The sequence below is a fragment of the Serratia sp. Je.1.23.a genome (assembly GCF_051129805.1).
Classification (GTDB): Bacteria; Pseudomonadota; Gammaproteobacteria; order Enterobacterales; family Enterobacteriaceae; genus Serratia; species Serratia liquefaciens.
Genome location: NZ_JBCPSR010000001.1, coordinates 540,729 through 561,078 on the forward strand (window position 1 = coordinate 540,729; position 20,350 = coordinate 561,078).

Annotated in this window: 22 protein-coding genes; 9 read left to right on the forward strand and 13 right to left on the reverse strand. The window is 57.1% G+C overall.

Annotated elements, in window-relative coordinates; all coding sequences use genetic code 11:
- Nucleotides 1-218: 218 nt before the first annotated feature.
- The 6 genes from AAZT04_RS02690 to AAZT04_RS02715 all read left to right on the forward strand — a co-directional run bounded on the left by AAZT04_RS02690 (nucleotide 219) and on the right by AAZT04_RS02715 (nucleotide 7,280).
- The gene (locus AAZT04_RS02690) at nucleotides 219-1,148 is read left to right on the forward strand and encodes a LysR substrate-binding domain-containing protein (RefSeq protein WP_197820294.1); all 930 of its coding nucleotides are present in this window, start codon (nucleotides 219-221) and stop codon (nucleotides 1,146-1,148) included.
- A 115-nt stretch (nucleotides 1,149-1,263) separates the two neighbouring features.
- Nucleotides 1,264-3,561, forward strand: coding sequence for a beta-glucosidase BglX (gene bglX, locus AAZT04_RS02695; protein ID WP_142815700.1), 2,298 nt, complete (start codon nucleotides 1,264-1,266; stop codon nucleotides 3,559-3,561).
- A 187-nt stretch (nucleotides 3,562-3,748) separates the two neighbouring features.
- On the forward strand, nucleotides 3,749-4,789 hold the full coding sequence (locus AAZT04_RS02700; protein WP_434678876.1) for an ABC transporter substrate-binding protein: 1,041 nt from the start codon (nucleotides 3,749-3,751) through the stop codon (nucleotides 4,787-4,789).
- Complete coding sequence (locus tag AAZT04_RS02705) at nucleotides 4,786-5,784, forward strand: FecCD family ABC transporter permease (RefSeq protein ID WP_129983944.1); 999 nt, start codon at nucleotides 4,786-4,788, stop codon at nucleotides 5,782-5,784. Before AAZT04_RS02700 ends, AAZT04_RS02705 begins: the two co-directional genes overlap by 4 nt.
- A complete protein-coding gene (locus AAZT04_RS02710; RefSeq protein ID WP_129983945.1) occupies nucleotides 5,777-6,556 on the forward strand; it encodes an ABC transporter ATP-binding protein in 780 nt (259 codons plus the stop codon). Before AAZT04_RS02705 ends, AAZT04_RS02710 begins: the two co-directional genes overlap by 8 nt.
- Nucleotides 6,549-7,280 (forward strand): substrate-binding domain-containing protein, encoded by a 732-nt coding sequence (locus tag AAZT04_RS02715; protein ID WP_129983946.1) that lies wholly within the window; start codon nucleotides 6,549-6,551, stop codon nucleotides 7,278-7,280. The genes AAZT04_RS02710 and AAZT04_RS02715 overlap by 8 nt, the downstream gene beginning before the upstream one ends.
- A gap of 31 nt (nucleotides 7,281-7,311) precedes the next feature.
- Here AAZT04_RS02715 and AAZT04_RS02720 read toward each other — a convergent pair whose 3' ends face one another.
- The 7 genes from AAZT04_RS02720 to lsrK all read right to left on the reverse strand — a co-directional run bounded on the left by AAZT04_RS02720 (nucleotide 7,312) and on the right by lsrK (nucleotide 13,371).
- On the reverse strand, nucleotides 7,312-7,608 hold the full coding sequence (locus AAZT04_RS02720; protein WP_020825792.1) for a hypothetical protein: 297 nt from the start codon (nucleotides 7,606-7,608) through the stop codon (nucleotides 7,312-7,314).
- On the reverse strand, nucleotides 7,605-8,240 hold the full coding sequence (locus AAZT04_RS02725; RefSeq protein ID WP_129983947.1) for an AAA family ATPase: 636 nt from the start codon (nucleotides 8,238-8,240) through the stop codon (nucleotides 7,605-7,607). Before AAZT04_RS02725 ends, AAZT04_RS02720 begins: the two co-directional genes overlap by 4 nt.
- A gap of 277 nt (nucleotides 8,241-8,517) precedes the next feature.
- Nucleotides 8,518-8,859 carry an HNH nuclease YajD gene (yajD, locus tag AAZT04_RS02730; protein WP_020825794.1) on the reverse strand — a complete coding sequence of 114 codons (342 nt, stop codon included), beginning with the start codon at nucleotides 8,857-8,859 and terminating at the stop codon, nucleotides 8,518-8,520.
- A 58-nt stretch (nucleotides 8,860-8,917) separates the two neighbouring features.
- Entirely contained in the window at nucleotides 8,918-9,379 is a 462-nt protein-coding gene (locus tag AAZT04_RS02735) for a GNAT family N-acetyltransferase (protein WP_129983948.1), read from the reverse strand.
- Between the two features lie 52 nt (nucleotides 9,380-9,431).
- A complete protein-coding gene (locus AAZT04_RS02740; RefSeq protein ID WP_020825796.1) occupies nucleotides 9,432-10,325 on the reverse strand; it encodes a LysR family transcriptional regulator in 894 nt (297 codons plus the stop codon).
- 60 nt (nucleotides 10,326-10,385) lie between these two features.
- The gene (locus AAZT04_RS02745; RefSeq protein ID WP_020825797.1) at nucleotides 10,386-11,570 is read right to left on the reverse strand and encodes an MFS transporter; all 1,185 of its coding nucleotides are present in this window, start codon (nucleotides 11,568-11,570) and stop codon (nucleotides 10,386-10,388) included.
- Nucleotides 11,571-11,805: 235 nt separating this feature from the next.
- Nucleotides 11,806-13,371 carry an autoinducer-2 kinase gene (gene lsrK, locus AAZT04_RS02750; protein ID WP_434678881.1) on the reverse strand — a complete coding sequence of 522 codons (1,566 nt, stop codon included), beginning with the start codon at nucleotides 13,369-13,371 and terminating at the stop codon, nucleotides 11,806-11,808.
- A gap of 186 nt (nucleotides 13,372-13,557) precedes the next feature.
- Between lsrK and lsrG the strand changes: the two genes are divergently transcribed.
- Both lsrG and AAZT04_RS02760 read left to right on the forward strand, forming a co-directional pair.
- Entirely contained in the window at nucleotides 13,558-13,851 is a 294-nt protein-coding gene (gene lsrG / locus AAZT04_RS02755) for a (4S)-4-hydroxy-5-phosphonooxypentane-2,3-dione isomerase (protein ID WP_020825799.1), read from the forward strand.
- Between the two features lie 85 nt (nucleotides 13,852-13,936).
- On the forward strand, nucleotides 13,937-14,530 hold the full coding sequence (locus AAZT04_RS02760; RefSeq protein WP_434678883.1) for a LysE family translocator: 594 nt from the start codon (nucleotides 13,937-13,939) through the stop codon (nucleotides 14,528-14,530).
- Here the strand turns inward: AAZT04_RS02760 and AAZT04_RS02765 are convergent.
- Nucleotides 14,527-15,339, reverse strand: a complete 813-nt coding sequence (locus tag AAZT04_RS02765) for an AraC family transcriptional regulator (protein ID WP_129940106.1) — start codon at nucleotides 15,337-15,339, stop codon at nucleotides 14,527-14,529. The two genes, AAZT04_RS02760 and AAZT04_RS02765, sit on opposite strands and share 4 nt — an antisense overlap.
- A gap of 70 nt (nucleotides 15,340-15,409) precedes the next feature.
- Here AAZT04_RS02765 and AAZT04_RS02770 point away from each other — a divergent pair, with 70 nt between their 5' ends.
- Nucleotides 15,410-15,628, forward strand: a complete 219-nt coding sequence (locus tag AAZT04_RS02770) for a DUF7661 family protein (RefSeq protein WP_041414319.1) — start codon at nucleotides 15,410-15,412, stop codon at nucleotides 15,626-15,628.
- A gap of 29 nt (nucleotides 15,629-15,657) precedes the next feature.
- Here the strand turns inward: AAZT04_RS02770 and AAZT04_RS02775 are convergent, their stop codons facing one another.
- The 5 genes from AAZT04_RS02775 to AAZT04_RS02795 all read right to left on the reverse strand — a co-directional run bounded on the left by AAZT04_RS02775 (nucleotide 15,658) and on the right by AAZT04_RS02795 (nucleotide 19,954).
- Complete coding sequence (locus AAZT04_RS02775; RefSeq protein WP_020825803.1) at nucleotides 15,658-16,506, reverse strand: PA4780 family RIO1-like protein kinase; 849 nt, start codon at nucleotides 16,504-16,506, stop codon at nucleotides 15,658-15,660.
- A 123-nt stretch (nucleotides 16,507-16,629) separates the two neighbouring features.
- A complete protein-coding gene (gene amyA, locus AAZT04_RS02780; RefSeq protein WP_046374194.1) occupies nucleotides 16,630-18,120 on the reverse strand; it encodes an alpha-amylase in 1,491 nt (496 codons plus the stop codon).
- A 131-nt stretch (nucleotides 18,121-18,251) separates the two neighbouring features.
- Nucleotides 18,252-18,911 (reverse strand): DUF799 domain-containing protein, encoded by a 660-nt coding sequence (locus AAZT04_RS02785; RefSeq protein ID WP_020825805.1) that lies wholly within the window; start codon nucleotides 18,909-18,911, stop codon nucleotides 18,252-18,254.
- Nucleotides 18,908-19,264 carry a DUF4810 domain-containing protein gene (locus AAZT04_RS02790; RefSeq protein WP_041414320.1) on the reverse strand — a complete coding sequence of 119 codons (357 nt, stop codon included), beginning with the start codon at nucleotides 19,262-19,264 and terminating at the stop codon, nucleotides 18,908-18,910. Before AAZT04_RS02790 ends, AAZT04_RS02785 begins: the two co-directional genes overlap by 4 nt.
- An 18-nt stretch (nucleotides 19,265-19,282) precedes the next feature.
- Nucleotides 19,283-19,954, reverse strand: a complete 672-nt coding sequence (locus AAZT04_RS02795) for a CsgG/HfaB family protein (protein ID WP_020825807.1) — start codon at nucleotides 19,952-19,954, stop codon at nucleotides 19,283-19,285.
- Nucleotides 19,955-20,350: the final 396 nt, after the last annotated feature.

A 20,350-nucleotide genomic window follows, 5' to 3' on the forward strand; every position in this document is an offset into this window, starting at 1 on the left:
ACGGTAGGCCAACAAGGGAAAGTTTGTCATACTTGCCATGCACTCAGATCATGACTGATTCCTCTTCATTCTTGAAACGATCTCGGCGTTGGCTGCGCTTACTTACCCGAATCACTGACTCATGTCAGCTCATCGGGTTGCGTTCACTGGCCGCCTTGATGTCGTTCCAATTATTTGGGGGAATTCTTGGAATTTCAGGGGATATCAAGGAACTCGCCATGTCGTCATCACTGCCGTCGCTCGACGTATTGAAAACCTTTTTGGTGGTGGCCCAGCGTCTTAATTTCACTCACGCCGCCCAGAGCCTACACCTGACGCAGGGCGCGGTCAGCCGGCAAATACTGGGGCTGGAACAGCATCTGGGTTATCCGTTGTTTAGCCGACGCGCGCGTGGCCTGACGTTGACGCCGCAGGGAGCCATGCTGTTGGCCCCGGTGCAGCAAGCCCTGGGACAGTTGGACGAGGCGCTGAGCAGAATCGGGGCGCAGCCGGGGACCTTGCGGATCAAGTGCCCGACCTGTGCCATGCGCTGGGTGTTGCCGCGTATTATCCGGCTTCAAAACGAGCGACCGGAAATGCATATTGAGCTGACCGCTTCGGTATCGCACGGGCTGGATTTCGCTGCGGAACACTTCGATGCCGCGGTGGTGTTCGGCCAGCCGCAGGGCAAAAAACTGACGGTGCATCATCTGTTCGATGAAATTCTCACGCCGGTCTGCACGCCGACTTACCTGCCCGATTTATCCCGCCCGCCAACGCCGGCCGATCTGGCGGAGAAAACGCTGTTACATCCCACGCGCGATCGCCGCGACTGGCTGCTGTGGCTAAAGGCGGCGGGGCAGGAAACGCTGCCTTCCGGTAAGGCGCAGCATTTCGATACGCTCGATCTGGCGATGAGTGCGGCACTGCAGGGTTTTGGCATCGCCATCGGTGATTTATGTTTGCTGGAGGAAGACATTCAGGCGCAGCGTATCGTTACGCCGTTCCCACTCAGCGTGCTCAGCGGTGCGGCTTACTATCTGGTCTATCCTGAACGAGCAGTGCAACCGCTGGCATTAACTACGCTGGTGGATTTCCTGGGCGATGAGGCGGCGCAAAGCCGCACCCGGCTGAGAAACTATCGCCCGGCCCGCGCTAATAGCTTGTAACCTTTAACATTACAAAGTATTTCTGCGGTGAAAAGGAGTATGGCACACTGCCTTTTCACGTCGATTAATCATCTCCGCCGCGCTCTGCGACGGGAGCATGCCTGAGATAAAAAATATGAAATGGCTTTGTGTGGTGAGTATGTTGTCCGGTCTGGCCATCAGCCCGGTTTTTGCACAGGAAAACGCCGTAACGCAAGGCGTTAATGCCCAGCAGCGCGATGCCTTTGTTTCCAACCTGATGAAGCAGATGACGCTGGAAGAAAAAATCGGCCAGCTGCGGTTAATCAGCGTCGGCCCGGATAACCCGAAAGAGGCGATCCGCGACGGCATCAGCAAGGGGCAGATTGGCGCGATCTTCAACACCGTCACCCGACCGGATATCCGCGTTATGCAGGATCAGGCGATGCAGCTCAGCCGCCTGAAAATCCCGCTGTTCTTTGCCTATGACGTGGTGCACGGCCAACGTACCGTGTTCCCAATCAGCCTCGGGTTGGCGGCCAGCTTTGATCTGGAAGCCATCGCACTCAGCGGTCGAGTGTCGGCGCAGGAAGCCAGCGACGACGGCCTGAACATGACCTTCTCGCCGATGGTCGACATCACCCGCGATCCGCGTTGGGGCCGGGTCTCTGAAGGCTTCGGTGAAGACACCTGGCTGGTATCCAAAATCGCCAAGGTGATGGTGGATGCCTACCAAAACGGTGACCCGTCCAAGCCCGGCTCAATCATGGCCAGCGTGAAGCACTTCGCGCTGTACGGCGCTACTGAAGGCGGCCGCGACTACAACACCGTCGATATGAGCCCATTGCGGATGTATCAGGACTATCTGCCGCCCTATAAAGCGGCGGTGGAAGCCGGCAGCGGTGGTGTCATGGTGTCGCTCAATTCGGTGAACGGCATTCCGGCCACCGCTAACCCATGGCTGCTGAAGGACCTGCTGCGCGATCAGTGGGGCTTCAAGGGCATCACCATCAGCGACCACGGTGCGATCAAAGAGCTGATAAAACACGGTGTGGCAGCGGACGCGCGTGATGCAGTACGACTGGCGATCACCTCTGGCGTCGACATGAGCATGAGCGACGAATATTACGACCAATACCTGCCGGGGCTGGTGAAAGACGGGCTGGTGTCGGAAAGCGACATTGACCGTGCCTGTCGCGACGTGTTGAACACCAAATATGATATGGGCCTGTTTAAAGACCCTTACACCCATCTTGGCCCGGCAGGTTCCGACCCGCAGGACACCAATGCCGAAAGCCGCCTGCACCGTGCCGAAGCGCGCGTGATCGCGCGTAAGACTATGGTGCTGTTGAAGAACGACCGGCAGACATTGCCGTTAAGCAAACAGGCGACCATTGCGCTGGTCGGGCCGATGGCCGACAGCCAGCGTGACGTGATGGGCAGCTGGTCGGCGGCCGGGGTGATCAAACAGTCGGTGACCCTCCGCGAAGGGCTGGAACGTGCGGTGGGCGACAAGGCGAAAATCCTCTATGCCAAGGGGGCCAACGTCACTCAGGACAAGAGCATTATCGACTACCTGAACGAGTATGAGCCGGCGGTGGCGTTTGACACCCGTCCACCGCAGCAGATGATTGACGAAGCGGTACAGGCGGCGAAGAAAGCCGACGTGGTGGTAGCGGTGGTCGGGGAATCGCAGGGCATGGCGCATGAAGCGTCCAGCCGCGCCGATATTACTATCCCGCAAAGCCAGCGCGACCTGATCGCGGCGCTGAAAGCCACCGGCAAGCCTTTGGTATTGGTGCTGATGAACGGCCGACCGCTGGCGCTGAGTTGGGAAAGCCAGCAGGCGGATGCGATGCTGGAAACCTGGTACAGCGGTACCGAAGGCGGTAATGCGGTTGCCGACGTGCTGTTTGGCGATTACAACCCGTCGGGCAAGTTACCGATGACCTTCCCGCGTTCGGTCGGTCAGATCCCGATGTATTACAACCACCTGAACACCGGCCGTCCGTTCGGCAAGGAAAACCCGGGCAAATACACCTCGCGCTACTTTGACTCGCCGAACGGTCCGCTGTATCCCTTCGGTTATGGCCTGAGCTACACCAGCTTCAGCCTGTCGGACCTGAAACTTTCCAGCCCGACAATGGCGCGCAACGGCAAGATCACCGCCAGCGTCACGCTGAAGAATACCGGCAAATATGATGGTGCCACCGTTGTGCAGCTGTACCTGCAGGACGTGACCGCCTCGGTCAGCCGTCCGGTGAAAGAGCTACGCAACTTTAAGAAAGTGATGCTGAAAGCGGGCCAGGCGCAGACCGTCGAGCTCCCGATCACCGAAGACGATCTCAAGTTCTACAACGCCAGCCTGAAGTGGGGCGCGGAACCGGGCAAGTTTAACGTGATGGTGGGTCTGGATTCCGACAACGTGCAAACACAGAGCTTTACGCTGAAGTAATCACCCTCTCTGACCCTCTCTCACCGCGGTGGGAGAGGGTTTGCGTTGCTTTTGAGATCCCAAGCCCTTCAACGCATAACCGTTCTGCTTTCGCACGGAAAATCCCGTTGTTTTGATCCCGCTGATTGTTTCGCCACAGCTATCGCTATATGATTTTATATATAACGATAACTCACCGGAAACCCCCATGTTCAAACGCTTGTTGCTGATTTTTATTCTTTTCTCTTCCGCCGCACAGGCGGATCGCCAGGTCACCGACCAACTCAACAGACAGGTCACATTGCCCGATACCATCACCCGCGCGGTGGTGCTGCAACACCAGACGCTGAACCTGCTGGTGCAGCTCGATGCGCTACCGCAGGTGGTGGGTGTGCTCAGTAGCTGGAAGAAACAGCTGGGGCCGAATTATCTGCGACTGGCACCTGGGTTGGCAAAAATGCCGATGCCGGGCGATCTCACCTCGGTGAACATCGAAAGCCTGCTCAGCCTGCACCCGCAGGTGGTGTTTGTCGCCAACTATGCACCGCCGGAAATGATTGCCCAGATTGAACGGGCCGGTATTCCGGTGGTGGCTATTTCGTTGCGCCGTGAGGCGGCGGATCAGGCCGGGAAAATGAACCCGGTACTCAATGATGAAGATCAGGCCTATAACCTTGGCCTGCAGGACGGTATCCGCCTGATCGGCAAGGTGATGGGGCACCAGCCGCAGGCAGAGTCGATGATCCAGGACGTTTTTCAGCAGAGAACGCTGGTGGCCGACCGGCTGCGAGACCTGCCTGCGGACCAACGGGTTCGGGTGTATATGGCCAATCCGGATTTAACCACTTATGGATCGGGCAAATACACCGGACTGATGATGCAGCACGCCGGTGCGCTAAACGTGGCGGCGAAGGACATTCAGGGTTTTAAGCAGGTATCGATTGAAGACGTGCTGAAGTGGAACCCAGCGGTGATTTTCGTTCAGGAGCGTTATCCCGAGGTGGTGCAGCAAATCCTCAGTTCGCCGCAGTGGCAGGGGATTGACGCGGTAAAAAATAAACGCGTCTATCTGATGCCGGAATACACCAAGGCCTGGGGTTACCCGATGCCGGAAGCGCTGGCGCTGGGTGAACTCTGGATGGCGAAAAAGCTGTATCCGCAGCGTTTTAGCGACGTCAATTTGCAGCAGCGGGTGGATGCCTATTACCGGCAGTATTATCGCAGCAGCTGTTGCCAGAGCGAGCAATGAGGCTTGGCTGGCTGCTCCTGCTGACGTTGCTTTGCGCGCTGCTGTCGTTGGGGATTGGCCGTTACCCGGTATCGGCAGCTCACAGTCTGATGATCCTGCTGGAGCCGTTGACCGGCCCGAACGGTGCTATCGATGCGGTTCAACGCCAGGTGATTCTGGGGGTTCGCGTACCCAGAGTGTTATTGGCGATGGGGGCCGGCGCCTCTCTGGCCCTGTGTGGCGCCGCGCTGCAGGGGGTATTTCGTAATCCGCTGGTGGATCCGCATATCATCGGCGTCTCTTCCGGTGCGGCCTTTGGCGGCACGCTGGCAATTTTACTCAGCCTGCCGATGGCCGCGCTGTTGCTGTCTGCATTTGTGTTCGGCATGGCGGCGTTGCTGCTGATTTTTGCCATTACCAGCGCCATCGCCCGGCGCAATATTTTGTCGTTGGTGCTGGCTGGGGTGATCCTCAGCGGCTTTTTCTCCGCCTGCGTCAGCCTGTTGCAATACCTGGCCGATACCGAAGAGAAACTGCCGAGCATCGTGTTCTGGCTGCTGGGCAGCTTCTCCACCGCCGACGACAATAAACTGTTGATGCTTTTCCTGCCGTTGTTGTTGGCTGGCGGGCTGTTATTGGCATTGCGCTGGCGCATCAATTTGCTGTCGATGGGGGATGAGGATGCCGCTGCACTGGGCATTAACGTCGAGCGCACCCGCTGGCTGATCCTGACGTTGTGCGCCGCGATTGTCGCCGCACAGGTTGCGGTCAGCGGCAGCATTGGCTGGGTCGGGTTGGTTATTCCGCACGTTGCCCGGCTGCTGGTTGGCCCCGATCATCGTCGTCTGTTACCGGCTTCTCTGTGTTTGGGGGCGTTGTATATGGTGTTGATCGACGATTTGGCACGCACGCTGAGCAGCAGTGAAATTCCGCTGGGCATTTTAACGGCATTGATTGGCGCACCGCTGTTTGCGTTGCTGCTGCGCCGTGCGCAACTGAGAGGTTGGCATGGCTGAGACATTACTGACGGTTAAAGATCTCAGTTTTGGTTGGCCCGGCCAAGCGCCTTTGTTTAACGCGCTGAGCCTGCAATTGTCGCGTGGCGAAGTCTTGGCGGTACTGGGCCCCAACGGGCGCGGCAAAAGTACCCTGATGCAGCTGTTGCTCGGCACCCTGCCGCTGCAACAGGGGGCGGTTGAATGTGCCGGATGCATCGGTTTTGTGCCGCAGCATTTCACGGCGCCTTTTGCCTATCGGGTGCTGGATATCGTGCTGATGGGGCGAGCGCGTTATGTGGGGTTGTTCCGCTCCCCTTCGGCGCAGGATCATCGGCTGGCGAAAGAAGCCCTGCAGTCGCTGGATATGTTGGGCTTTGCCGACCGTGAATTTGGCAGTTTATCGGGCGGACAGCGGCAACTGGTGCTGATTGCCCGCGCATTGGCGATGAGCTGCGAGGTGCTGATACTGGATGAACCCACTTCGGCATTGGATCTTCATCACCAGGATCGGGTGCTGAGCCTGATCTCGTCACTGGCGCGGGAACGACAGATGGCGGTGATGTTTTCGACCCATCAACCCAACCATGCTCATGCGGTGGCCGATCGCGCCTTGCTGCTGGGGGCCGAGGGACAGCATCAAATCGGGCCCTGTGCCAGGGTGCTGACGGCCGAGTGCTTGTCGCCACTGTTTGATTTGGCGATTGAGCGGGTGGCTTTGCAGATTGAGGGGCGGCAGTTTGAAACGCTGGTGCCTTTATATCGCAGTCAAAGGGAGCGTCATCATGAGTAATCTTCTGCTGTTTGCCGCCGGTAGCCTGCGTGTGGCATTTGGGCCGCTGCTGGCCGCGTTTCAGGCACAAACCGGCGAGGTTGTAGATGCGGTATTTGGTCCCGCAGGCCTGCTGCGTCAGCGCATTGAAGCCGGTGAACGGCCGCATGTTTTCGCTTCGGCCAATCTGGCGCATCCGCAGCGATTGGTCGATCTGCATTTATCGCCACGGGTACAAACTTTTGCCCGTAACCGGTTATGCGCGACGGTACGTAATAGTGCCGGACTAACAGAACGCCCGTTGTTGGAGGTACTGCTGGACTCGCGTTGGCGGGTGGCGACCTCAACGCCGGGTGCCGATCCTTCCGGTGACTATGCGCTGCAATTATTTGAACGTATTGAATCCCTGTTGCCGGGGCAGGGGACAGCCCTGCGGCAACGGGCTTTGGCTCTGGTGGGTGGCCCAGATTCGGCGCCGTTGCCGATGGACCGGCCAGCGGCTGAGTATCTGCTCAACAGCGGGCAGGCGGATATCTTCCTCGGTTACGCCAGCTATGGTGCGGCGTTGGCAAGGTTTCCCGAGCTGGTGGTGCGGCAGTTACCGCCTTGGCTGACGATTGAGGCCGACTACGGTCTGTGTCTGTTGGATGGACGGGCACAGCCCTTGGCCGAGTTTATTCTGGCGGAACAGGGGCAGGCGATACTGCGTGAACAGGGGTTTTTACCTGCCAACCTGGTGAGCTAATGGCTTATTAAGTTGGCAGGTTAAGAGGCTATTACAGCTTTTTCAGCAGTTGCATCAGATGTTCTTCGCTCTTCTCCGCCAGGCCGTCAATCGCCAGCTTGATGATATCGGAGCGGGTAATGCGCACCACGCCGTTACGCGCCGCCTGCACAATGATTTCATCGATGGCGTCGACGTGATTATCGGTCAGGCTGACTGAAATGGCTTTGTAAGTGCGTTTGCGACCCTGCGGCTTGGCTTCGGGGGCGGGAACCAGCAAAGTGTGCGACGTGGCGCTATTGATAAATTCGTCTTCCGACATGCGGTGGGTTGGGGTGCGTTTTTTCACAGGATCACCTCCTTCACCAGGCTTTCGATTTCCGCCTGCGCTTTTTCGTTATGCGCCTCATGCACGGTAATCGCCTCGCCCCAGGCGTCGCGGTAAATCTTGCGGTCGCACAGGCGGTTGCTGACCAGCGTCAGTTCCGGGTATTCGCTTAATACCTGCGCCGCTTCGTTGGCTTCATTAATGAAGATGTTGGTCGGGCACATGTTCAGCACGATGTAGCCTTTCACCTTCTCGTTATATTCTTGCGCCGCGGCGAACATTTCAGACAGATACCCGACGGTATCCAGATCCATCTGCGACGGGCGCAGCGGAGAAAGGAACAGATCGGCGGCCAACAGGCCCGAGCGCAGTTCGGCGCTGTCGCGGCCGGCAGTGTCGACAATCACATAATCGTAATGGCGATCCAGCTCCAGCAGCGTCTCTTTGATTTTACCCGAGGCGGCAACCACCGGAATATGCGGCAGACCTTCAACATTTTGGCGATCGTTATACCAGGTCATGATTGATTTCTGATCGTCGGCATCGACGATGATGGCCGTTTTTCCCTGCTTGAGGATCAGATATCCGGCGATATTGACCGCCTTGGTCGATTTCCCTACGCCACCCTTTTGCGAGCCAATCAAAACAATCATGCTGCCATCTCTCAATTTATTAAGCTGGTAACTTATTAAGTTAATGTGCTTATTAGGTTGATAACTAAACAGGTTAACTACAACAGAGCCTGAACAATATGCACCAATGTCGGCGGCTTGCCAAGCCAGTATGCGGTTAACTTTACAGCCTATTTTGCTGGTAACGTAGTCAGCGGGTAAGTAGGAATGTTCTGGGAAGGGGGGACAAGCGGAAGGATTTTTTTAATTTAGCAGCTTAATAAGTTATTAAGCTGCTAATGATGACGCTGCCAGAACGCTACTTTTTCAACATCGACTTCAGGTTGGCGAACGGGTTATGGGTCGCGAGACCGACGTCTTTTTGCGCATCTTCACCGGCAACAACCGTTGAGCCATACTGATCGGCTTCGGTGTATTTTGAATGCTCATGGTCGTGACAATACAGGCACAGCATTTCCCAGTTGCTGCCGTCTTCCGGGTTGTTGCTGTGGTCGTGATCGATATGGTGAACCGTCAGTTCGCGCAGGTTGGAGTACACAAACTCACGCGAGCAGCGTCCGCAGACCCAGGGAAAGATTTTCAGCGCTTTTTCGCGGTAGCCGGTCTCCAGCCTCGCGTAGTTTTTTGGGATATATGCCATGGTGTATGCCCGTCGGGTGATAATAATAATGCGTAAAATAATACCACAAAGCGCCGGCTTACAGCGTGTGGCACATCACCGTGACGGTTTCGCCACAAACTTCACGTTGCTCAACAGGTTGCCAGCCCAGTTTCTGATAAAGCGGTTGTTGGTCGGGCGTGTAGAGATACAGCGCGGTGATCTGTTCTCGTCGGCAGTGGGCAATGCACTGGGCGATCAGTTCGCTAGCCACGCCCTGGCCGCGGTGTTGTGGATGGGTAAAGACTTCCCCCAGCCAGAACTTGCGCTCTGGCTTATCTGCCAGTTCGTAAACGATCAGGCTGGCGGTTCCGAGGATCTGTTGTTGCGGTGACAGAGCCAACAGCGCCAGCCCGGGGTGCTGTGGTTCACAGCGCTGTTCCAGGCGCTGGCTGATTTTCTCTCGGCAGCTCCACGGGGGGAAGTCCTGCCACTCCTGATGCAGTAAAGCGGCCAGTTCACCAATGCGCTGGCGATGCGCAGAAAGTCGTTCGATACGCATGATTCGGTTCATTTTTTGCCCAAGGGCAGACAACTATAGCGACGATTTTCGCCTATTTGAAGGTCTCGATCGCCCAATCGATAAATACCCGCATTTTGGCGCTCAGATGGCGGTTGGAGGGGTACACCACATACATCTGCTCAGCCGGTGGTTGCCAGTCGTGCAGCAGGCTGACCAGCTCGCCGCTGTCCAGATGCGGTTGTGCCATAAAACGGAAGGTTTGGATGATACCCAATCCGGCCAGCGCCGCCGCCAGCAGCGCATTGCTTTCGTTGACGCTGACGTGATAGCGGTGCTGGATATCGATTTCTTTGCCTCGATCGACGAAGTGCAGCGGCAGGATGCGATCGTTCAACGCATGACGATAGTGTGCCAGCGGATACCCCAGTTCCAGATCGCAGGGATGCTGCGGCGTACCGTAATGAGCCAGATAGGCCGGGGTTGCGCAGGTTACCCATTCAAGCTCGAACAACCGGCGGGCAATCAGGCTGGAGTCGGCCAGCGGACCGCTGCGGATCACGCAGTCAGCGCTGTCGTTGATCAGGTCGATGAGTCGATCGCCCACGCCCAGATCAATCTGTATTTGCGGATAGCGGGCAATAAAGTCCGGCAGCGCCGGCAACAGCAGTTGGCGAGCGGTGGCACCGCCAACGTCGATGCGCAGCACGCCCTGCGGCGCACTCTGCGACTCGGTCATGCTGCCTTCCATTTGCTCCAGCTCTGCCAGCCATTTAACCGTTCGTTGGTAGTAACATTCGCCTTCGGGCGTTACCGACACGCTGCGGGTGGTGCGCTTGAACAGCTTGGTTTGCAGGTGATCTTCCAGGCTCTGGATCAGCTTGGTGACGGTGGCTTTGGGCATCCGCAGCGAGTCCGCGGCACGGGTGAAGCCGCCGGTTTCCACCACTCGGTTAAACACCCGGATAGCGAGTAAATGATGATCCATAGCGCTCTCAGTGCAAACCCCGGCGGCAAGCCGGGGAGTGTTTCTGCCAGTAAATAATGATTATGACTGTTTAGCGCTAATCATGCCGGAGCGCAAGGTCAGGCCGAACACCAGCGCGGCGGACAGGGTCAGTGCGCCACCGAACAACATGGCGCTGCTGACGCCCTGCCAGTCAACCACTTCTCCACCCAGCAGCGCGCCGGAGGCCAGGGCAATCTGGATCACGCAGACCAACAGTGCCTGGCCGGCCTCCGGTGCCTGCGGTACCGCAGCGAACATCCAGTTGGTAGCGCACACTGGCACGGCGCCGAACGCTAACCCCCATACCATCACCATCAGCGTAGCCCCGGCGATGCCGCTGAGGAACGGCGACACAATCAGAATGGCAGCCAACATGGCGGCAATCAGGATAAAGGTGGCGCGCAGGCTGCGTTCGGCCAGCCTCTCGCCCAAAAAGGTTCCGAGCAGGCCAATCGCGCCATAGGCCAGCAGCTGTAGCGAAATCGCCGACGGGCTGAGGACGAATACCTGCTGCAGCAGCGGTTTCAGGTAGGTGTAGGCGGCAAAATGGCCGATAAACAGCAGCACGATGGCAATAAGCCCGGTACGCGCCATCGGCAGACGCAGCGGCAACAGCAGATCGCGTGGCGTAACCGGCCGGGTGGGGGGTACCGATGTCAGCAGGCGCAGCTGTGCCAATAACACCCCGACCGCCAGCACCGCGCTGCCAAAGAAAGCGGCGCGCCAGCCGAACAGGTCTCCAATCAACGCACCGGCAGGAACGCCGCACACGGCGCCGACCGAAATGCCGCTCAGGATAAGCGCAGTGGCCCGGCCCTGGCTGGCTTCCGGCACCAGATGGCGGCCGTAGTTGGCGGCAAAGGCCCAAAAACCGCCGACGCAGATGCCCAGCAGCACGCGGCCCAGCAACATCATGGGGAAGTTTACCGCCAGTGCGGAGACCAGGTTGGAAACCGTCAATAGCACGCTCAATGCCAGCATCAGCAGGCGACGATCGAGCCGACCGGCCGCCAGACTGAGGGCAGGGGCGGCGATTGCCGCGACGATACCGGGCACGGTCACCATCAGTCCGGCTTTGCCGGTGCTGACGTCCAGCGATGGGGCGATATTGGTCAGCAGGCCAATCGGTAGAAATTCGGTGGTAACCATCACAAAGCAGGCGACGGTCAGCGAGAAGATCGCCAGCCAGGGTGATGGTGCAGGTTTCTCATTATTATTCAGCATAGTACCGCTCGTCCCAGGTGGATGCGTAAACCGCGCGGTAGGCGCGGAGTGACAGAGATCACAATTTACGCAGGCCTCTGCGGCGGATAAATCCGTTTACGGTGGTTACACTGTTTCTGAGCGGGAATAATCGCGTGGGGCCAGTCTGGCATGGGCTATCGGCCGTCAGGCTGGCTAAATGTTTAATTGGCATAAGCTTATGCGATGGGTGCAGCAGGCTGCACCCGGTCGTGTATTACAAGCCCGGCGCTTTCCACATCGAGGTGGTCAGGCCGTGATCGACCAGGGTGAGCTGATCGGCATACACCTGACGCCAGGTTTCTTTTTGGTGCCGGTACAGCTCATGGTTGGCCATATCCGGCTGATATTCTCGCTCCCAACGCACCAGCTGTTCCCCGGTTTGCGCCAACGATTCATACAGTCCCGCCCCCACCCCAGCGGCAATCGCGCAACCCAGCGCGGTGGCTTCTTTCACCACCGGCACACGCACCGTCAGGCCGGTAACGTCGCTAAGGATTTGGCTCCACAGCTTGCCCTTCGAGCCGCCGCCGGCGAACACCAGCGAACGGGCCTGCACGCCGGAGAAGCTGGCGATTTGTTCCAGATTGCAGGCCGACACAATGGCGGCATTTTCTTCCAGCGCACGGAACAGGGTCTGCTTATTGCAGCGTTCCGGGTCGAGCGACAGGTTAATAAACGACGGCGCGGCGTGGTACCAGGTCTTGAAATGCATGGCGTCGGAAAATATCGGCATCACGCCGTAGGCCCCAGGCGGCACGCGCGCCGCCATCTCTTCCAGCAGGCTGTAGGCATCGACCCCCAGCCGTTCCGCCAGCAGCTTCTCTTCGGCACAGAAGGCGTCGCGGAACCAGCGCATGGTCAACCCGGTGAAGAAACTTATCGACTCCGCTTGTGCCATGCCGGGGATCACGTGTGGGTTGATGCGAATGTTCATCTCCGGATCGGTGGCCGGTTCCGGCAGATTGACGATCTGTTGCCAGAAGGTGCCGCCCAGCACGGCTGTCTGCCCGGCATGCACCACCCCCAGCCCCAGGCTGCCCAGTTGCACATCGCCGCCGCCCATCACGACCGGTGTGCCGCGCAGTAAGCCGCTTTGCTGTGCCGCCTGTTCGGTGATGTGTCCCAGCACACAGCCGGTCTCTTTCACCGGCGACAGCATATCGGCACGCAGTCCTGCCATATCGAGCAGCGCCGGACGCCAGTCGCGGTTGACCAAGTCGAGCATGCCGGTGGTACCGGCGTTGGAGGGATCCACCGCCAGTTCACCGCTGAGCATATTTGCCAGCCAGTCGCTGATCATGGTCAGCGTTGCCGCCTGACGGTAAATGTCCGGCCGGTGATGCGCCAGCCACAGCAGGCGCGGCATGGCGCTCAACGCCAGCGTTTGGCCTGAATACTGGTAAACCTCGCGCTCAAAATTATGGTTATGCAGCTCTTTCAGTTCGCTGACTTCCTGGCTGGCACGGGCATCAACGTTGGCGCAGGCCCAGATCGGCACGCCGTCGCGATCGTAGAGTACGATGCCTTCACGCATGGAGCAGCAGGCCACGGAACGGATGGCCTGGCCAGAGAGACCGGCGTTTTGCAGCGCCTGGCGGATACATTGGCAGGTCAACTGCCAGTTGTGGCTGAGGTCAAACTCCATGGAACCGGGCACGCCCGGCACGGCCAAATGCTGCCATTCTGCCTGGCCCTGAGCGATCTGGTTACCCGCCAGATCGAAGATTACCGCGCGAACGCTGCCGGTGCCTGCATCCAGCGCCATCAAATAGTTATCCATAGCTCACACTCTCTGGGGAGGAACCTTAACTATAGATGCCGTACTGTTCGCCCCGGTGGGGGAAGCGACAGGCCTGGCGGGATTTGTGAGCCAGGCTGCAAAATTACCCTTGCGGAGGGGCAATCTGTGGGATTAAACCTATGGTTGGAAAGAACATTGACCTTCGAGGTTTAACAAGGAGTCGCCATGCACGTCACACTGGTAGAAATTAACGTTAAACAGGACAAAATCGACGAGTTTATTGAGGTCTTTCGCGCCAATCACCTGGGGGCGATAGAAGAGCCGGGCAACCTGCGTTTTGACGTATTGCAAGATGAATCCATCCCGACGCGGTTTTATATTTATGAAGCCTATCGGGACGAGCAGGCGGTCGCCGCTCACAAAAAGACGCCGCACTATCTGCAATGCGTGGAGAAACTGGAAGCGCTGATGACCGGCCCACGCAAGAAAACCAGCTTTATCGGCCTGATGCCGGGTTAGCGCCGGCGTAGGGTAATTCTGTTCAATACAGTGACAAGCCAAACCGTCAGTCTGGCATCTGTGAACTCTTTCTCAGGTGCCTTTAATGAATATCTATCTTTCCATGGCCGCATTTGCGCTGGCCTCTTCCATCACCCCCGGTCCGGTCAATATCGTTGCACTGAGCGCGGGGGCACAATTCGGTTTCAACGCCACTCTGCGCCATGTTTCGGGCGCCACGCTGGGGTTTACTCTGCTGTTGATCCTGCTAGGTCTGGGGCTGAACTCGCTGTTGGTGCTGTGGCCGGTGCTGACGCAGGTTATCCAGTGGGCGGGCATCGCGTTTTTGTTGTTTATGGCGTATCAACTGGCGTTTGATGACGGCCGCTTGGGGCAGGGTAGTCAACCGCAAGCCCCTTCTTTCTGGTACGGCGCGCTGTTGCAGTGGCTGAACCCCAAGGCCTGGCTGGCGTCGGTGGCCAGTCTGGGAGCGTTTGTTGCCGATGGCGATCGCCTGCTGCTGTGGCAGTTCGCGGTAATTTACTTTGTGATCTGTTATGCCTCGGTGGCCTGCTGGGCTTACACCGGCGCGATGTTGACCGGCCTGCTGCAGCAGGCACGCAACGTACGGCGTTTTAATCGCTTGATGGCGCTGCTGTTGGCAGCCAGCGCCTGCTATCTGTTGGCCGACGGCATTTAGCGTGGGTTTTGGTACTGGCCGGGGGTGGCGGCCAGCAACAGTTTGAAGGTGCGCTGAAAGTGCGCCTGATCGGCAAAACCGCTTTCGCTGGCCGCTGCGGCGATCGGATAACCGCGTTTCAGCAACCGGTGACCGAATTGAATGCGTTGGTTAACCAGATAAGCATGCGGCGTCATGCCGTAACGCTGTTTAAAGGCGCGTATCAGGTAAGAGGGCGAAAGCGCTGCCGCCTGGCAGATGGCTTCCAGCGTGAGCGGTTGGGTGCAATGCGCGTTGATAAAGGCTGCCGCGGCCGCCAATCTTGGGTGCTCGTAGGGGGTAACTGGCGTATTCCCCAAAGAGATCTGCAAATCGCTGAAGTATTCCACCAGAGCGATCTGTTTTTCCAAATGGCAGCGCAGTGGGTCGATCAGTAGCTCATACAGCCGGTTCAGGCCACCAAACAGTTCGGGGTCACGGCTGAGCACCTGAGTGAAGGGGATAAAACGGCCGTCGCCGCCGACGATTTCTTGATGCAATTTACCCAGCCAGGCGGCATCAATATAAAACATGATGTATGACCAGCGCTGGTCGCCGATGGGGTTACAGGCGTGGGCCTGCTGCGGATTGATGATCACCACATCGCCGGTGCTGACCTGCAACGCTTGGCTGCCGTTAATATAAATACTGGTGCCGTCGGTGATGGCGCCGATGGAAAAGATTTCATGGCTGTGCAGGGCGTAACAAACCTTACGGCCATCTTCAATGGCGCGGGCTTCCACGAAGGGGAGCTGCGGATCACGCCAGAACTGTGGCGCATTAGCGGTCATTGTCTTTCCTTTTCGATGCGGCGGGGCTAGCTTGTGTTATAGCCTAAAACGCGCCGGGGAGGGAATGCGGGTGATGATTTTTAATGTGTTCGGCCGCCTGCTGGGGGTCAAACGGGCAGGGGGGCAGTGGCAGCTGTTTCGCGTGACGTTGCCGGAGCGCAAGTATGCGCGCAGTTACGACATCGTGTTGCCGGATGAATTGACCGAAAGCGAGATAGCCGGCTATCTGGGGGACATTTACCACGAAGCCGCGACGGAACGCCATCCTGACGTCGTCAGGATCGAATAAACCCCGGCCCGATAAAAAGGGCCGGAGGATTAATCTTCTTCGTTGCGGGCCATCAGTTGGCGTTGGTGCTCTTCGCTGGCCGCCTGGATCTCTTCCAGGACGGAACCGACATCGGCGCGTTTGTTGCTCTCGACAAACTTGCCGGTCAGCACGCTCGCCGGGGTCAGATTACCTTCCTGGTACAGCGCCCAAATCTCTTTGGCATATTTGCTGCCGAGCAGTTCTGGCGCGTACTGACCGTAAAACTGCGACATGTTGTTGATATCACGTTCGAACATGCTTTTGGCGTGGTTGTTGGCGGCGGCATCCACCACCTGCGGCAGATCGATAATCACCGGCCCGTTTTTGTCCATCAGCACGTTGAATTCCGACAGGTCGCCATGCACCAGCCCGGCACACAGCATGCGTACCGCATAGTTCATCATCAATGCGTGATCGGCCCGTGCCTGTTCCGGCGTCAGGGTAACATCGCTCAAGCGCGGCGCTACCAGGCCTTCTTCGTCGGTGATCAGTTCCATCAGCAGTACGCCATCCAGACAGATATCCGGCTGCGGCACGCGAACGCCCGCTTTGGCGAGCAGGTTCAGCGCATCGACCTCGGTGTTCTGCCAGGCTTCTTCCTGCTGCTGGCGGCCGAATTTAGAGCCTTTGCTCATGGCGCGTGCATCACGGCTGTTGCGCACTTTGCGCCCTTCCTGATAGTTCACGGCCTGCTTGAAGTTACGTTTTTCTGCTTCTTTGTAGACTTTGGCGCAGCGGATCTCTTCGCCGCAGCGCACGATAAAGACGTCGGCTTCTTTGCCACTTTTCAAACGGCGGATGACGTCGTCAATTAAACCATCATCTACCAATGGCTGGAGTCGTTTTGGAATTTTCATGCAGCCTTGTACCCTATTTAGGCTCCGGTGTGAATGGTTTGCTAAGGTGTTACCCCAATTTAGACCTGAAAGGCAAAAAATAGTTTGCCGCCGTTGCGACCGAACGCCGCAACGGCGTACCCGCTACAGGGTTTCCGCCAACACCCAAACGCTGACGCTGCCGCCGTTAACCGGGAAAGTTGCCTGCCCCAGTTCGTCGGTGATGACCTCATCCTGACGGTTGCCGAGCAGATCACGCCAGCTTTTATGTGCCAGAGCATCGCCCAGCGAAACCGCTTTGCCGCTTTCAGCTCCGTTGGTGAGCACCACCACGCAGCCAGGGGCATCGGCGGTGCCGCTACGGGTGAAAGCGACGCAGTTTTTATCATCAAAATAATCGGTTTGCACGCCGTTGGCAAAGCGTTGACGCGCCTGGATCAACTTTTCCAACTCCGGGATCACCGGCATATCAATTTGGTATTCCTGGCCGTCACTGCCTTTATCCTTATAGCTGGCACCGTACAGATCGGGATAGAACACGCAGGGTACGCCTTGTTCGCGCAGCAGGATCAGAGCATAGGCCAGCGGTTTGAACCAGGGTTCGACCGGAGCTTCCAGCGATTGCAGCGGCTGGGTGTCGTGGTTGGCGACCAGCGTGACCGAATGGGCCGGATCGGCGGCGGTCAGGGTGTCGGTGAAAATTTGCGCCATATCGAACCCGTCCCCCTGCTTGGATGCCTGATGAAACTTCAGGTGCAAGGCTACGTCGAACAGCATCACTTTGCCCTCGACCAGGTCAATATACTGTTGTAACGCTGCCAGATCGTGCGACCAATATTCGGCGACGATAAACAGATCGCGCTGCGCGCTGTCACGCACATGATCAGCCCACTCTTTAAAGAACCAGGCCGGGATGTGTTTGGCGGCGTCCAGCCGGAAACCGTCGCAGGGCAGAGTCTCCATCAGCCAGCGAGCCCAGTATTTCAGTTCCTCCGTCACGGCGGGGTTGCGAAACTCAACGTCGGCGCCCATCAGGTAATCGTAGTTGCCTTTCTCGTCGCCGACCTGATCGTTCCAGCCGTCGTCGCCGTAATCATTGGCGATTTTGAAAACGCCTTTTTCATCGGGCTGTTCTACGTAATCCACTCCGCCGAAGCATTTGTAGTCCCAAATGAATTTGGAATAGGTACCTTGCCGCCCTGGAAAGGTGAAGCGGGTATAGGCCAGGGCGTCAAAACCCTGATCGTTGATGTCATTGCGGTTGTTGGCATCCGCTTTGTATACGTGCACCTGCTCTTTTTCGTCGGCCCCGAGCTTATGGTTAAACACCACGTCGTAAATGACCCTTACGCCGTTGTCGCGTAGCCGGTTAGCGGCAAGGGCCAACGCCTCTTTATCACCATATTTGGTGGCGCGACTGCCTTTTTGATCGAACTCCCCCAGGTCGAACAGATCATAGCTGTCGTAACCTACCGAATAGCCGCCGGAAGCGCCTTTATAGGCAGGGGGAAGCCACAGGTCGGTGATGCCGATCCCGGCAATTTGCTCTGCGCGTTCGGCGGCTTCCTGCCATAACTTACCGCCATCGGGGTAATACCAATGGAAAAACTGCAGCAACGTGGTTTTTTTCGTCATGAGCAAGCCGTCCTGTTTGCCAAAAGGAGGTGCAAGATGAGCGGTAGCTCACCTCATCACTGTTACAGCATGGGCTACTTTTGGCAAAAGGGAAACCAGGTTTGGGCGGCCGGATCTGCCGCCCTTGGAGGTTAGCGTTGGCTGGCGTAATGCGGCGAGCGCGGGCCATACAAAATGGCGCCGTTCTGGCCGTTTGCTGACAACAAGCGGGTATTGGCGATGGCACCAACATCGAACCCCTTGTCACTGATGGTATCGGCAATTTGCGCGATGGCGGCGCTGATTACCATACCCAGCAGACCGCCGCTGGAGTTGTTGTTATTTTCGTTGCTGGAGGCGGTAGCGCTGCCGGCCCAAAGTTGTTTGCCGTTACGCAAATCGACCAACCTGGCTTTCACGGTAACGCGCGTTTCGCTGTTAATAACGATATAGCTGGTGCCGTATTGTGTGACATCCAGGTACAACACAGCGTCGGCACCGAAGATCTTATGCAGCTTTTGGATACTGACCGCACGGATATCGTTGGCGTTGGTCAGGCCGTTTTGCTGAAAAGTCTCTTCGACCACGGCGACCGGCAGCACATAGTAACCGGCTTCCGCCAACGGCAGCGTGGTGCTTGCAAGGACGCTATGGCTGGCTTTGACATCCGGCGACTGATTGACAGGGGGGAGCACCAGGATGGATTTCGGCTTGCTCTCGTGGAAGGCTGCATAATCGTAAGGTGCTTGTTTGGCGCAGCCGCTCAACAGCAGGGTAACGGCGACGCTGAAGAAACCTAATGCACGTTTCATTTAAAGCTCCCCTTATCCTTAGCCATCAGGAAATTCATAAACGGCGCTGATTCCGGGAACAGCGTTTTCTCTGTATTGAACTCGGTCATGGCCTGGCCGGTATTGCCGGTTTTGCTGTACAGCAACCCCAGTTGTGCATGCAGGCCCGGCGGCACGGCTTTATTCTTGGCGCGAGATTTTTCGGCAATTTCTTTTAGCGTCAAAATCTGTTGTTCAGGGCTTTGGCCATCCTGTTGGTAATATTGGTAAATCGAAGTTTGATAGCCATCCCAGTTGTAGAGCGTTTTTGGCGCGGCGCAGCCGGCCAGCAGGGTCGCTGCGAACAGCGCCCCACCCATTTTTTTAGTTATCATATTGCTGCTTCTATTCCGTTAGTTAGCAGGGCGCCATGCGCCACTTTCGATACCGGCAACCAGGTTATTGACCGCTTCGCGTACGGCCAGATCCAACACTTTGCCGTTGAGGGTGGAATCGTAGCTGGCGGTGCCGCCGAAGCCGATGATTTCACGGTTGGATAGTTGGTACTCGCCGGCACCCTGGGTGGAGTAAACCACTTCTGAGGTCTGTACGTTGACCACATTCAAATTGACCTTGGCATAGGCCACCTGCGTTTTACCGCGCCCCAGAATGCCCCACAGCTGGTGATCGCCCACTTCTTTACGGCCGAATTCGGTCACGTCACCGGTGATCACGTAGTTGGCGCCTTTCAGCGTCTGGGTTTGGCCTTTAATGCCGGCTTCAGTTTTCAACTCATCCATATTGGCGCGATCAAGCACGTTGAAGCGGCCGGTTTGCTGCAGATGGGTGATCAGGATGGTTTTTGACTGGTTGCCCAGGCGATCGACGCCATCGGAGAAGATGCCGTTCATATAGCTGGAGCGGTTATCGAACTTGCCGACGGAGATAGGGCTGCGCTGCCCCTGGTAGCTGGTGTTGTAGGACGCCACTTTAGGCACTTCCAGAGAGCGCGAGGATTCAGTAGCACAGCCTGCCAGCAGGCTGACGGAAAGGGCGACTGAGCAGACAACGAGTGATTTTTTCATCGGAATACAATCTCTCCATGATTATAAAAGCGCGCAAGACAGACCGTTTTGCGCCAGGAATTTAAACGGCAGGGGAAATAACAGGTGCTATTTAAACGGGGCAATCCTGCCATGGATATGTAACAAAATACAACTGAATATCGACATAATTGGCGCTATTGGGGATTAAATAACTCATTCAAATACAATGGATTGTGTAAGGATATCATTCGTATTTTATCTGGTTTGCTGAATTGCCCGGTTTTTGATGGGTTTATTATTTGTAAAATATATATTTTATGGATTTTTATTTTGTAAATTTAATTCAGTAAAGAATGTAATTCTACTTGAGGCGACAGATTGCTGCAGGTCTCTCGTCAGGTTGAGATTTCACGCCGTTTAAAAATCCGTTATGGT